The organism is Veillonella fallax, assembly GCF_020687175.1.
Lineage (GTDB): Bacteria > Bacillota > Negativicutes > Veillonellales > Veillonellaceae > Veillonella > Veillonella fallax.
Genome location: NZ_JAJEQD010000009.1, coordinates 17,425 through 31,605, shown reverse-complemented (window position 1 = coordinate 31,605; position 14,181 = coordinate 17,425). Strand labels below are relative to the sequence as shown.

The window sequence follows — 14,181 nt, the reverse complement described above, 5'->3', positions numbered from 1 at the left end:
AATTATATATCTACCATAAAACATGCTAATTATACAAGATATGACAATTATGCAGATTTATCAGCAGATAACTGAACTTTTACAAAAGCCCCTACCCAACCAAACAATTGCCAAAATACGATGGTTACTTGATGACTATATAGCTCAAAATCGGATAAGCCACTAAATAAAACACCTATAGCTAACGCACCTACACCAACTTGTGCAGCTTGGCGGAATATATCCCCTTCAAGTCTTATAGATGTAATAACATGACCAATAATAACTGCTAGGAATGATATCAATCCTGGGATGCCTGATTCAGCTAATATATTGAGATACAAATTATGAGCATGATACATCAAGACGTGAGGTCCTTGAATATAATAGTTATAATCTGGATATACTAAGTAAAATGTATTCCACCCAATACCAAAGATAGGATTTTCACGTACGATATACATGGTACTATCCCACAAAGCCCATCGAAGATCAGCTGATGTATCATGGCCTTGGAATATGGACCATAGTCTCGAGGTAATTTCACCATCATAAAAGTACAAGATAATTGGCACTACTAATAGGGATAAGAATAATCTTCGCTCTACAAAGATAGCCCAGTAGAGGATCATCGCCGCAAAGCTAATCCAAATGCCTCTAGAATAAGTTAATAGCATTGTTAAGAATAATATAATACCTATAATGAGCATCGTAACCACTTCGCGGGTACGATTTTCTTTCATATATACCAAAATATAGCTGATACATACGCTGAGTACCATCAATAGATAAGCGCCCAATAAATTAGGGTTTTGTAATGTAGATGACATACGTCGCATCAATTTTGGGAACTGTGCTGCATCTACCCACTCTTTTATATGAATATTAGGAACAAATACATATTGATAAGCTCCTATGATACACACTAGTACAGCAGTACCTAATAGAGCACGAAGAAAATAATTCCACTGTTTAGGTGTTTGAATGTATGTGCGAACTAGATAATACATTCCTCCGCTGGCTACGATTTGATAAAACCAACTTTGAATTGACCAATCCCAATTTTCTGATACTAGTGCAGATATGCCAGTCCATACTACAAATATCATAACGGACCACGATAAATAGCCCGTTGGTAAGCTTAGTGATTTACTAGAGATCAAATCATATAAAGCAAGCCCTATCGCTAGCCACAGAAGTACATCCCCCACCATAGGTTGTAATGGCATAGCAACCACCACACCATAAATTAGACGCTCAATATAGAACGTGATTCTCTTCTGATTAGGAATAAGTGAGAGTTCCATAGGCTCACCTTAGTGACTCATCTCATGGTTAAACCACTGACGAGCATCTCCTAAAATATATAAAGAACCACAAACAGCGATAATATCACCATTCTTTGTATGTTTATAGGCTAAAGCCAATGCATCTTTAACAGAATCAGCTGTTTGAGCTATAGCTTTTGGCACAATGTGACGTATTTTTTCAACCAAAACCTCTGGCACTTCTGTTCTATCTGTAGGTGCAGGTACTACAAGAACCGTATCCCCTGCCTTAACTACTTCACGAATAATGGCATCTTGATTTTTATCTTTAAGAATTGCCATCACAATCGTTTTTGGGGCGTCCTTAAATAGCTCACCATAGGTTATACTGAAGGATTCTGCGCCAGCCGCATTATGCGCGCCGTCAAAGATAAAGGTGCGATCTAAGCCGCGTTTAACTTCAAAACGCCCTGCCCACGTAGTACGAGCAAAGCCTTCGCGCATCGTTTCTTCACTGATGCTCTTATCTTCTTTCATCAATAGACGTACAGCCATCAATGCACATGCGAGATTTACAGATTGATGAATACCTGCCATTGTCGTAAATAACATTGCAGGAGCGGCATCATTAGTGCTCACAGTAATCATTTGACCACCTGTTACGGCACTACGGCTATCGATACCAAAATCTTTATTGAAAGCATATACTTTAGCATGCTTCTCTTTAGCCACCTCTTCAATAATACGAAGAGGTGCATCCTGTGCAGCCGTTACAACAGGGACTTTAGATTTAATAATCCCCGCCTTATGACGTGCAATTTCCTCAACAGTATCACCACAGTAGGCTTGATGATCGATTGTTACATTGGTAATAACAGATACTTTTGGAGTCACGATATTTGTGGAGTCTAGTAGTCCACCTAAGCCAACTTCTACCACTGCATAGTCTACAGCTTGATCTTTAAAGAACAAAAAGGCTGCAGCCGTCAAGATTTCAAATTGCGTTGGTGCTTCTATTCCATTACTAATGATAGTATCAACGGCCACTTTTACACGGCTAATTAATTCACCGAAGGCTTCCTCCGTAATATTTCCATCATTGATTTGAATTCGCTCCGTATAGGATTGAAGGTGAGGCGATGTAAATCGCCCCACCCGTAATCCACTTGTAAACAGTGCGTAGGAAATATATGAGGTAACCGAGCCCTTACCATTCGTTCCTGTAACATGAACAATTTTATAGTCCTCTTGTGGATTCCCTAAGGCTTCCATAAGGGCTGTTATTCGTTCAAGGCCAGGCTTAATACCGAATGAAGATGCCTGTTCTAAATAGGCTAAGGCCTCTTGATATGTCATATAAACCTCCTATTATAAGGTTTCAAGGAACGCTTCACGTTCCAATAACGCTTGTTGTTTTTGTTTATATTCTTCTAACTTTTCTTTTTCTTTTGCTACTACAGCTTCAGGAGCTTTTGCTAGGAAGCCTTGGTTAGACAATTTACCTTCCAAACGAGAAATTTCTTTTTCCATTTGGATTTTTTCCTTTGCAATACGCTCTCTTTCTTTTTCGCCATCGATTAAGTCTTTAAGCAAGAGATATACTTCCATACCATTCACAACTGTTACAGTTGCATTTTCTGGTTTTGGATCATCGGCACCAAGAATTGTTACCTTCTCAGCCCAAGCTAATGTAACAAAGTAATCCCTATGATCTGCTACAGTTTGAGCTAATGCTTCATCTGTTGGTGCTACGATAACCTCAGCTTTTTTACCTAAAGGCACATTCATTTCAGCACGCATGTTACGAATACCCTTGATGGCATCCATCATAACTTCCATTTGACGTGCTGCACCTTCAAGATTATCAAACTTTAATGCTTCAGGCCATTTTGCAACAACGATGCTATCCCCTTCATGAGGTAAATGTTGCCAAATATGTTCTGTTACGAACGGCATAAATGGATGTAACAATTCAAGCATGTGACGCAAGATTGTTACAAGTAAATATTGAACTGTACGACGATCACGTTCATTACCATCGTTGTATAAACGAGGTTTAGCTAACTCAATATACCAGTCACAGTATGTGTTCCAAATGAAATCATATACAGAACTTGCAGCTTCACCCAACTCGAATTTATCGAGATTAGACGTTACACTTTGTACTGTTTCGTTATATTTTTGAACAATCCATTGGTCTGCTAATGTCAAATCATCTGCAGTTGGAACGAAGCTTTCATCATAATTTGTAAGATTCATCAATACAAATTTGGATGCATTCCAAATCTTATTGGCAAAGTTACGATTAGCCTCAACACGTTCCATATAGAAGCGCATATCATTACCTGGTGTGTTACCAGTAACAAGAGTAAAGCGCAATGCATCGGCACCATATTGGTCGATAACTTCAAGAGGATTAATACCATTGCCCAAGGATTTACTCATTTTACGACCTTGGCTATCACGAACAAGACCATGAATAAATACATGTTTAAATGGAATTTCATGTTCGAACTCAAGAGCCATAAAGATCATACGAGCAACCCAGAAGAAGATGATATCGTAGCCAGTTACGAGAACACTTGTTGGATACCATTGTTTAAGCTCAGGAGTTTGCTCAGGCCACCCCATTGTAGCAAATGGCCACAAGCCAGAACTGAACCATGTATCAAGAACGTCTGGATCTTGTGTTACATGACCATGACAATGAGGACATTCAGTGATGTCTTCACGGCTTACGATTGTTTCGCCGCAGTCATCACAGTACCATGCAGGAATACGATGACCCCACCATAATTGACGAGAAATCGTCCAGTCGCGGATGTTTTCAAGCCAGTTTACATATGTTTTTGTAAAACGTTCAGGAACGAACTCTACTTCGTGATCTTTAACAACCTTAAGAGCTGGCTCTGCTAATGGTTTCATATCTACGAACCATTGTTTAGATACCATTGGCTCGATAATTGTATTACAACGAGAGCAATGACCTACTGCATGGTCATGATCATCGATTTTTTCAAGCAAGCCTAATTCTTTGAGCTCTGCTACTACTTGTTTACGAGCTTCTTCACGAGTCATGCCATTGAACTTGCCAGCACCTTCATTCATTGTGGCATCATTGTTCATAACAACGATGGATTCCAAATTATGACGTTGGCCCATTTCAAAGTCATTAGGGTCATGAGCAGGCGTAATTTTTACACAGCCTGTACCGAAGCTAGCATCTACATAGTCATCGGCAATTACAGGAATTTCGCGATTAACAAATGGTAAAATCAATGTTTTGCCGATGAGGTCTTTATAACGATCATCATCGGGATTTACTGCTACTGCCACGTCACCGAACATTGTTTCTGGACGTGTGGTAGCAACAACTACGAAACGATTATCCTCACCTTTTACAGGATATTTAATATGCCATAAGTGGCCATGTTCGTCTTCATGTTCAACTTCAACATCAGATAAAGCAGTAGCACAACGAGGGCACCAGTTAATAATGCGTTCACCGCGATAGATTAATCCTTTTTCATAAAGGCTTACAAATACTTCGCGCACTGCATGATAGTATCCTTCATCCAATGTAAAACGTTCGCGAGACCAGTCACAAGATGCGCCTAGGCTACGGATTTGTTTTACGATAGTATCACCGTATTCTTTTTTCCATTCCCATACGCGCTCTACAAATTTTTCACGGCCTAAATCATAGCGAGATTTCCCCTCTTCTTTAGCGAGCATCTCTTCTACTTTGATTTGAGTAGCAATACCAGCATGGTCAGTACCAGGCATCCACAATACATTGTAGCCTTGCATACGTTTAAAACGGATAAGAATATCTTGCAATGTATTATCTAAAGCATGGCCCATGTGCAACATACCAGTTACATTAGGAGGCGGCAATACGATACTAAATGGTTCTTTATTTGTGTCTACTTCTTCGTGAAAGTATCCTTGATTTTCCCAATAAGAATACCATTTCCCTTCTATTTCACCGGGGTTATAAGTGGTTAAATTTTCGTAGGTTTTCATCGTTCCTCCTAAATAAACTCCTTAGCGCTTCATAATCTTAGCCAATACAAATAGGCTCATTTCATATAGCAATATCATAGGCAATGCAATCATCGTTTGAGAGAACATATCCGGTGTTGGTGAAATGACAGCACCTATGATAAAGGATATAAGAATAAATATCTTTCGCTTCGTTTTTAAAAAACGCGATGTAATTAAGTTGAAATATCCCAAGATGATTAAAATCAACGGCAACTCAAAGATAAATCCAAAGGGTAGTACAAAGGACAATACAAAGTCCATGTACTGACCAATGGAAAATAGCGGTTGTAACTCGTCTGTTGCGAAGCCCATAAAGAACTTAACGGCTGCTGGTAGCACGAGAAAATAAGAAAACACAATACCTATGCCAAATAGGCCTATGGCAACAGGTAAGATCCAGTTAGATAACTGCTTTTCTCGTGCGGTAAGAGCTGGCTTAACAAATAGCCAAATCTGATGCAATATAATAGGCGCCGCTATAATAAGACCACCTACTATAGACACCTTCATATAGGTAAAGAAGGCTTCCGTTGGTTTCATATAATAGAGCTTACCAGCTGGTTTTAGGAGTATTTCCAATAAAAAGTCTACATAATAATAAGAAATACAAGTTCCTATAACAACTGCAATAGCCATTATAATAAGACGCTTTCGCAATTCAGATAGATGACCCACAAGGGATAGTTCCCGAGCTTCGTCCATCATTTTCTGTTCCATTTCAGTATAAATGGGTTCATCCTCCGGTTCCTCAGGAACTTGTAAATTTGCCACCTTATACCGTTCTTGCTCAGCCTTTAGTTCAGCTTCGCGACGCTTTTGACGAACTACACTATCAAAAGAAGGTTTTTGTATGGGATATTCGAAGTCCGGTTTTGGTTCGAATGGTTCCATATTATACCTTTCTATCAGCTAAATTTTCTACTGCCATCACAAGGAATTCCTTGCCTGGGAAATCACGTACAGCATCGAGCGCTGCCAAAGCATCCTTGCAATATTGATCAGCTACAGCTAATGTATTATCAATACCGCCTTGAGCGATAACATAGTCGATAATAGCCTGCTCATCGCCGCCATTATTCAAGGCTTTAATATCCTCAAGCAATTTATCTTTATTATCATCATTAACGATACTTAACAACGGATATGTCAATAAACCTTCGCGAAGATCATTCCCCACGGGTTTACCAGTCGTCGCTGTTGTTTCACGATAATCCATAATATCATCAGTAATTTGGAATGCCATGCCCAGAGCATGACCATATTTTTTCAACTCAACGATTTCAGATTCGCTCCAGCCCCCTAATAGGCCACCAAGTTCCATACAGCCTTCCATAAAGTCAGCTGTTTTCTTTTGGGTCTTAGTCATATAGCGCTCAATCCCTTGATCGATGCGATACACATCTTCCATCTGCATAAACTCGCCTTCCACAAGACAAGTAATGATATGAGAAAAAATCTGCAAATATTTCATATTAGGCATTTCAGATACAATTTGGAATGCTTTAGCAAACAAGTAATCACCACTAAGAATAGCTACCTTATTTCCTTTATGCATATGTATCGTTTCTTCGCCTCGACGAATCTCTGCTTGATCTAACACATCATCGTGAATCAAAGTCGCTAAATGAAGCATCTCTACGGCTTCAGCAATTCTAATACGCTGACGTTCTACAGATGTACCTGCATTAGCAATCAATAAACATAATTGCGCGCGCAAGCGCTTGCCACCTGCAGCAGATAATGGTCGAATCAGTGCATTAAAGTCTTCTGCACCTGTATTAAAAGATGATGCAAGAGACTCTTCCACACCCTCTAAATCTAGAGCAATGCGTTCCATAATCTCTAATTCATTGGTTTGACTCATGCTTCATCTCCTACTAGAACTTTATTGATGCGTTGTTGTAAAAGTTCACGTCCCGTGTGTTTTAAGGAGCTATATAAAATAGGCGGTGTATTCGTTGGATACATTTCCTTAATTTTAGCCAAGTTCGCAGACTTCTCTTTAGCCGTTAGTTTGTCAGCTTTAGTAACTACAATTTGTAATGGTACACCAGCCTCAATAAGCCAATCATAGGCCACCTTATCGATAGGCATCTCTGGATGACGGCCATCGATAAGTAAGCACAACAACATCAATCGTTCAGAATGTAAAATATAATCGGCAATAAAGGAAGACCACAAGTTGCGGTTTCCCTTATTTGTCTTTGCAAAACCATAACCAGGAAGGTCTACGAGAAACCAGTTATATCTGCGTTCCTCTGTTTCAGAAATATCCTCTTTTGATTCAATATCAAAGTAGTTAATTGTCTTAGTCTTACCTGGTTGGCCACTAACGAGAGCCAACCCACGATAATTACACAACGAGTTAATCAACGAAGATTTGCCCACATTAGAGCGCCCGATGAAGGCTATTTCCACAGTATCCCCTTCAGGATATTGATCAGCCTTAACACAGGAAGTATTATATTTTGCTGCTATAATACGAGGCCCCTTCGGTTCTTTTCGTGTATATTGTGGTTTTGGGCCCATTTGTTTAGTGGATTTTTTCTTTTTTTGCATTACACAAGTGCCTTTGCTAATACTTCATCCATTGTCTTAACTGGCGTAATAATGAGACCGTCTTTTACAATATCAGGTAATTCTGCAATATCCTTTTCATTACCTTTAGGAATCAATACTTCTTTAATACCATTAGACAAGGCTGCTAATAACTTTTCTTTTAAACCGCCGATTGGTAGTACACGGCCACGCAATGTAATTTCACCAGTCATGGCAATATCAGAACGAACCTTGCGATTTGTTAAAATAGATACCATAGCCAATGTCATCGTAATACCTGCGGAAGGGCCATCCTTAGGTGTTGCACCTTCTGGCAAGTGAACGTGTATATCGAGTTTCTTATAGAAATCATCATCGATTTTTAAGGCTTTTGCATTGTGGCGAATATAGCTCATTGCAGCTTGACCAGACTCTTGCATAACCTTACCTAAGCTACCCGTTAATGCAAGTTTACCAGTACCGTTCATAGTTGTTGCTTCACATGGCAATACAACGCCACCTACAGAAGTCCAAGCTAGGCCATTAACATAGCCAATTTGCGGTTTCTTTTCGCGCTCTTGGTCAACAAAAATTGGTGCACCCAAGAATTCGTGAAGATTTTTTGTCGTTACTTTCGGTGCATCCCCACCTTCTTCAACGACTTTATAAGCAATTTTACGACAAATCTTAGCAATCGTTTTTTCTAAGGTACGAACACCGGCTTCACGAGTATATTCGGAAACCACCTTTTTCAATACTGCATCAGATAATTTGACCTTGTAATCTTCAAGGCCATTTTTCTTGATTTGTTTAGGTACTAAATAGCGCTTAGCAATTTCTAATTTTTCTTGTTCCATATAGCTAGATAGTTCAATAATTTCCATACGATCTAACAAGGGACCAGGAATATTGGATGCAACGTTAGCCGTTGTAATCCAGAATACTTCGGAGAAATCAAATGGTACTTCAATGAAGTGATCACTAAATGTGCTATTTTGTTCAGGGTCCAATACCTCTAACAATGCAGAGGATGGATCGCCTTTATAATCAGATGCAAGTTTATCAATTTCATCCAATAAGAATACAGGATTCTTAGTGCCTACATTCTTGAGGCCTTGAATCATACGACCAGGCAATGCACCAATATACGTACGGCGATGGCCACGAATTTCGGCTTCATCACGAACACCACCTAAAGATGCGCGGATGAACTTACGGTTCATTGCTTTAGCTATAGACGTAGCCAAGGATGTTTTACCAACACCTGGTGGTCCAACTAAGCAAAGAATGGAACCACTATTCTTACCAGTTAACTTACGAACAGCTAAGAATTCAAGAATGCGTTTCTTAACCTTTTCAAGGCCATAATGATCAGCCTCAAGCATATCATGAGCTTCTTTGATATCTAAGCGATCCTCAGTCAATTCGTTCCAAGGTAACGCCAACACCCAATCTAGGTAATTGCGCAAAATAGTTGCTTCTGGCATCAATTGAGGCATGCGACTATAACGAGAGATTTCTTTATCGATACGCTCATGTACATCTTCGCTAAGGTTAAGAGCTTTCAATTTAACACGTAACTCTTCGGCTTCTTCCTCTGGATCTCCTTTGTCACCTAACTCATCGTGGATAACTCGGATTTTTTCACGCAAGAAATATTCTTTTTGCGCTTTTTCCATAGATTGACGAACTTGATTATTAATAGAATTTTCCAAATCAGAAATTTGTAATTCCATATTCAAGATGCCTACGATCATATTTAAACGACGAGCTACGGATAACTCTTCAAGTAACTCTTGGCGTTTAGTATTATTAATAGGCAACAAGAACGCAACTTGGTCAGCTAATTCACATGGGTCACGTAATTCCATAACCCGTGTTACGCCTTCATCCGTAACAGATTTAGCCTCTTCAGCCCATTCGCCAAACTTAGATTGCACTAAACGACGATAGGCTTCTAACTCAACATCGTCTTCAAATTCGGAGGCTACACGTTCGTAGTCCCCTACATAGTACGGATCCATACTTGTTATATTCATTACGCGAATACGTGTAATGCCCTCTACAAGAACACGTACAATACCACCTGGTAAGCGTAACATTTGCTTAATTTTTACTAATGTACCCATTTGGGCTAAGTCATGAACAGTAGGCGAATCAACAGCATCATCCTTTTGGCTGACAACTGCTAAAATGCGATCCTCGTTCATTGCGGCTTCTACCGCTTTAATGGATTTGTCTCGACCGATATCGAGGTGAATCACGATATTCGGGTATACAACCATACCTCTAAGGGGTACAGTTGGAATCCCAATTTCGAGTAAATTCATACTTCCTCCAGGTATTTATATTATGAAAAGAAACTCATTCCTACACAGAAATGAGTTTCTTCGAATTACGATTTCAACTGGATGTCTTGGTCTGCCTCATTTTTGAGTATAGGTTCACCTGTGCTCAACACGGATTCACGATTAACTATGCACTTAGTTACTTCTGGCATGGAAGGAACTTCAAACATAACGCGTTTCATCACCTTTTCAATGATAGCACGCAAACCACGAGCACCTGTTTTTCGCTGTAATGCTTCATCAGCGATTTCTTCTAATGCATCTTCAGTGAAAGTTAAGTCTACACCATCAAGGGATAGAATTTTTTCATATTGTTTTGTTAATGCATTTTTAGGCTTTGTCAAAATTTGGATCAATGCATCTCTATCCAATTGATCTAATGTTACCATTACTGGCAAACGACCAATGAACTCAGGGATTAAGCCAAACTTCAATAAATCTTCAGGTACAACATCCTTCAAGATAGCCGATACATTACGTTCTTCTTTACGTTGTACATCTGCACCAAAACCAAGGGTTTTCTTAGCGGTACGCTTAGTAATAACCTTGTCCATACCATCAAATGCACCACCACAAATAAAGAGAATATTTGTAGTATCAATTTGAAGCATTTCTTGATTTGGATGCTTTCTACCACCTTGAGGTGGAACAGAAGCTACGGTACCTTCTAAGATTTTAAGCAATGCTTGTTGTACGCCTTCACCAGACACATCACGTGTAATGGAAGGGTTCTCAGACTTACGTGCAATCTTATCAATTTCATCGATATAAATAATGCCACGTTCAGCCCGAGCTATATCATAATCTGCAGCTTGGATAATTTTGAGCAAGATATTTTCCACATCTTCCCCTACATAACCAGCTTCAGTTAAGCTTGTAGCATCTGCAATAGCAAATGGTACTTCTAGCATTTTCGCTAAGGTTTGAGCCAATAGTGTTTTACCACTACCAGTAGGACCAATGAATAAAACATTAGCCTTTTGTAATTCTACATCATCAACTACATTATCTGTTTGTAAACGTTTGTAGTGATTATATACAGCCACAGCTAAAGAGATTTTAGCATCATCTTGACCAATAACATATTCGTCAAGATGAGCTTTAATTTCTCTCGGCGTTGGCAATTCTTTTAAGTTGAAGTCGTCCGTCTCTACGTCACCTAACTCATCAGCAATAATACGTTCACATACTTCAACGCATTCATCACAAATATATACGTTAGGACCCGCTACTAATTTGCGGACTTCTTCGCTTGTGCGTCCACAAAAACTGCAGCGCATAGTGTCTTTATCTTTTGCCAATGGGCGCCTCCATTACTTGCTTTCTACAGGTTCTCTTGTGAGTACCTCATCAATTAAGCCGTATTCAACAGCATCCTGAGCACTCATGAAATTATCGCGATCTGTATCGCGCGCTACAACCTCAATATCTTGTCCACTGCGAGAAGCTAAGATACCATTTAATTCTTCACGCATACGAAGAATCTCACGGGCATGGATTTCAATTTCAGATGCTTGCCCTTGAACACCACCTAATGGTTGGTGAATCATAACGCGTGCATGAGGCAACGCATAACGTTTGCCCTTGGCACCTGCTGTTAAAAGCACGGCCCCCATGCTTGCTGCAGAGCCTACACAAATGGTAGACACATCTGGTTTAATATATTGCATAGTATCATAAATAGCCATGCCGGCAGTTACAACACCACCGGGGCTATTAATGTACAAATGGATATCCTTATCAGGATCCTCTGCTTCTAGGAATAACATTTGCGCAATAACCGCATTTGCTACATTATCATCAATAGGTCCACCTAGGAAGATAATGCGGTCCTTTAACAAGCGAGAGTAAATATCATAGGAACGCTCACCGCGTTCACTTTGTTCAACTACGATTGGTACATACATATATTCACCTTTTCATGTACCTAGTTGAGCAAACTATTATTTAGCCGCTTCAGCGCCTTTTGCATTATCAATAATGAATCGAGCTGCTTTTTTGCGAGCTACAGAGCCTGCCAACATAGCTACACGACCTTCTTTTGCAATAATATCCCAAACTTCTTTAGGATCTGCCCCAAAGTTTTGAGCCATAATGAAGATTTCACGGTTCATATCATCTGGAGTTACTTCGATGCCTTCAGCAGTTGCGATAGCGTCTAATACTAAATCAGCGCGTACGTTTTCAGCTGCGGAATCTTTGTATTCAGAACGTAAATCTTCGATAGTTTTGTTGGAGAATTTCAAGTAGTCATCAAGTTTCAAGCCACGGCCTTCCATGTTCATAGCCAATTCTTGAATCATTTGTTCTACACGATCTTCGATCATTACTTCTGGGATTTCAACAGTAGCATTTTTAACAGCTGTTTGAATCAAGTCAGCATTGTAAGTATCGATTGCGCGACGGGAAGCTTCTTCTTCCATTTTAGCGCGAAGATCTTTTTTCAATTCTTCAATAGTTTCGTAAGAGCTTGCTTCTTTTGCGAACTCGTCGTTCAATTCAGGCAACTCTTTACGTTTGATGTCATGGATATGAGTTTTGAATTCTGCTTCTTTACCAGCAAGTTCTGCTACGAAGTAGTCTTCAGGGAATGTTACTTTTACAGTTACATCATCGCCAGCTTTAGCGCCGATCAATTGATCTTCGAAGCCAGGAATGAAGCTACCAGAACCGATTTGTAATGGGTAGGATTTACCTTCACCACCATCGAATGGTTTACCGTCAACGGAACCAGCGAAGTCGATTACTGCGAAGTCGTCTTTTTGAATTGTAGCGCCTTCTTCAGCAACAACCATTTTCGCTTGTTGTTCACGAATGTTGTTCAATTGTTCTTCGATTTGTTCATCAGTTACTGTAGCGTCTTGTTTTTCTGCTTCTAAGCCTTTGTAATCGCCAAGTTTAACTTCAGGGCGTTTAGTTACAGTAGCTTTGAAAATCAAATCTTTACCTTCTTCGAATTGTTCGCGTTCGATTTCTGGTTCAGATACTGGAACGATATCGTTTTCACGAAGTGCAGCACTGTAGTTTTGGCTAGCCAATACTTCGAATGCTTCTTCCAAGATAGCTTCTTTGCCGAAGTTCATTTCCAAAATACGGCGAGGCGCATGGCCTTTACGGAAGCCAGGAATGTTTACTTGACCTGCAATGCGTTTTACAGCTTGTTTAATGCCTTTATCTACTTCTGCTGCAGGTACTTCAATAGTTAACGTTACTACGTGTTGATCAACAGGATTTACAGTTGCTTTCATTTAAAATATGTCCTCCTCGAAGGGCAATACGCCCAAATTTCTGTAGTATATTATGCACTCCTAATAATAACATAAATGCAAGGTCAATGCAATTCTTCTCAATTTACACTAAAAGACCACCCCAAAATAGGTGGTCTTTCTATGTTCTACATAATTATGCGAATTAGTTATCTTTAGCAATCAATTTGATAATGTCACGACGAGACAAGATACCAATCAAATGGTAATCCTTATCTACAACAGGAACATTTTTCAAATGTTGATCAAGCATAACAGATACAATTTCCTCTACATCTTTATCCGGTGTAGTTGTAATGACTTCGTCAGTCATCAACTCATGAACGTGAGATGCTAACAATTTTTTGAATTGCGCATTATATTCGCCAATGCCATTGTAATAAATACTAGCGCCCAACACATTTACATAGTGAGGTACATGAGGGCGAACTTTTTTATAAAGCAAATCACCTTCAGAAATAATACCTAATAATTTATTGTTGTCATCCACTACGGAAACAGCTGTTAAATTATATTTTACCAACAAATCAGCTACATCAGAAATTGGCGCATCTTTGCCAACAGTAACAGGGTATTTATTCATTACTTCTTGGATTTTCATAGTGAATTCCTCCTTACAAATACATCTTGCTTTATTATACTATTCGACATAATATAATAAAACTCCTTTTTTTATAAGAACATTATATAAATAATTTATAAGGCTATTACAAATAGTATTTCTGATACTAATAC

The 14,181-nt window shown here is 39.3% G+C and carries 11 protein-coding genes; all 11 read right to left on the bottom strand.

Features of this window, described 5'->3' with window-relative positions; all coding sequences use genetic code 11:
- Nucleotides 1-47: 47 nt before the first annotated feature.
- Nucleotides 48-1,286: an O-antigen ligase family protein gene (locus tag LKD20_RS05600; protein WP_227721129.1), complete on the bottom strand. Its 1,239-nt coding sequence runs from the start codon at nt 1,284-1,286 to the stop codon at nt 48-50.
- Between the two features lie 9 nt (nt 1,287-1,295).
- A complete protein-coding gene (locus LKD20_RS05595) occupies nt 1,296-2,603 on the bottom strand; it encodes a bifunctional folylpolyglutamate synthase/dihydrofolate synthase (protein WP_227721128.1) in 1,308 nt (435 codons plus the stop codon).
- A gap of 12 nt (nt 2,604-2,615) precedes the next feature.
- A complete protein-coding gene (locus LKD20_RS05590; RefSeq protein ID WP_227721127.1) occupies nt 2,616-5,273 on the bottom strand; it encodes a valine--tRNA ligase in 2,658 nt (885 codons plus the stop codon).
- 21 nt (nt 5,274-5,294) lie between these two features.
- Nucleotides 5,295-6,185 (bottom strand): twin-arginine translocase subunit TatC, encoded by an 891-nt coding sequence (tatC, locus tag LKD20_RS05585; RefSeq protein ID WP_227721126.1) that lies wholly within the window; start codon nt 6,183-6,185, stop codon nt 5,295-5,297.
- 1 nt (nt 6,186) lies between these two features.
- Nucleotides 6,187-7,158 carry a polyprenyl synthetase family protein gene (locus LKD20_RS05580; protein WP_105094086.1) on the bottom strand — a complete coding sequence of 324 codons (972 nt, stop codon included), beginning with the start codon at nt 7,156-7,158 and terminating at the stop codon, nt 6,187-6,189.
- Nucleotides 7,155-7,853 carry a ribosome biogenesis GTP-binding protein YihA/YsxC gene (gene yihA, locus LKD20_RS05575; RefSeq protein ID WP_129823194.1) on the bottom strand — a complete coding sequence of 233 codons (699 nt, stop codon included), beginning with the start codon at nt 7,851-7,853 and terminating at the stop codon, nt 7,155-7,157. The genes LKD20_RS05580 and yihA overlap by 4 nt, the downstream gene beginning before the upstream one ends.
- Complete coding sequence (lon, locus tag LKD20_RS05570; RefSeq protein WP_227721125.1) at nt 7,853-10,162, bottom strand: endopeptidase La; 2,310 nt, start codon at nt 10,160-10,162, stop codon at nt 7,853-7,855. The genes yihA and lon overlap by 1 nt, the downstream gene beginning before the upstream one ends.
- Before the next feature lie 65 nt (nt 10,163-10,227).
- On the bottom strand, nt 10,228-11,481 hold the full coding sequence (gene clpX / locus LKD20_RS05565) for an ATP-dependent protease ATP-binding subunit ClpX (protein WP_255621279.1): 1,254 nt from the start codon (nt 11,479-11,481) through the stop codon (nt 10,228-10,230).
- A gap of 12 nt (nt 11,482-11,493) precedes the next feature.
- Nucleotides 11,494-12,087, bottom strand: a complete 594-nt coding sequence (gene clpP / locus LKD20_RS05560; protein ID WP_005385987.1) for an ATP-dependent Clp endopeptidase proteolytic subunit ClpP — start codon at nt 12,085-12,087, stop codon at nt 11,494-11,496.
- 36 nt (nt 12,088-12,123) lie between these two features.
- Nucleotides 12,124-13,428 carry a trigger factor gene (gene tig / locus LKD20_RS05555; protein WP_227721123.1) on the bottom strand — a complete coding sequence of 435 codons (1,305 nt, stop codon included), beginning with the start codon at nt 13,426-13,428 and terminating at the stop codon, nt 12,124-12,126.
- A gap of 163 nt (nt 13,429-13,591) precedes the next feature.
- Nucleotides 13,592-14,047: a CBS domain-containing protein gene (locus LKD20_RS05550; protein ID WP_024065467.1), complete on the bottom strand. Its 456-nt coding sequence runs from the start codon at nt 14,045-14,047 to the stop codon at nt 13,592-13,594.
- Nucleotides 14,048-14,181 lie beyond the last annotated feature (134 nt).

Excerpts from the sequence above, each read along its gene's own strand:
- yihA (WP_129823194.1), bottom strand. The coding sequence starts at position 7,853 with ATGCAAAAAAAGAAAAAATCCACTAAACAAATGGGCCCAAAACCACAA.
- LKD20_RS05550 (WP_024065467.1), bottom strand. The coding sequence starts at position 14,047 with ATGAAAATCCAAGAAGTAATGAATAAATACCCTGTTACTGTTGGCAAA.
- clpP (WP_005385987.1), bottom strand. The coding sequence starts at position 12,087 with ATGTATGTACCAATCGTAGTTGAACAAAGTGAACGCGGTGAGCGTTCC.
- LKD20_RS05590 (WP_227721127.1), bottom strand. The coding sequence starts at position 5,273 with ATGAAAACCTACGAAAATTTAACCACTTATAACCCCGGTGAAATAGAA.
- LKD20_RS05600 (WP_227721129.1), bottom strand. The coding sequence starts at position 1,286 with ATGGAACTCTCACTTATTCCTAATCAGAAGAGAATCACGTTCTATATT.
- LKD20_RS05580 (WP_105094086.1), bottom strand. The coding sequence starts at position 7,158 with ATGAGTCAAACCAATGAATTAGAGATTATGGAACGCATTGCTCTAGAT.
- tig (WP_227721123.1), bottom strand. The coding sequence starts at position 13,428 with ATGAAAGCAACTGTAAATCCTGTTGATCAACACGTAGTAACGTTAACT.
- lon (WP_227721125.1), bottom strand. The coding sequence starts at position 10,162 with ATGAATTTACTCGAAATTGGGATTCCAACTGTACCCCTTAGAGGTATG.
- LKD20_RS05595 (WP_227721128.1), bottom strand. The coding sequence starts at position 2,603 with ATGACATATCAAGAGGCCTTAGCCTATTTAGAACAGGCATCTTCATTC.
- tatC (WP_227721126.1), bottom strand. The coding sequence starts at position 6,185 with ATGGAACCATTCGAACCAAAACCGGACTTCGAATATCCCATACAAAAA.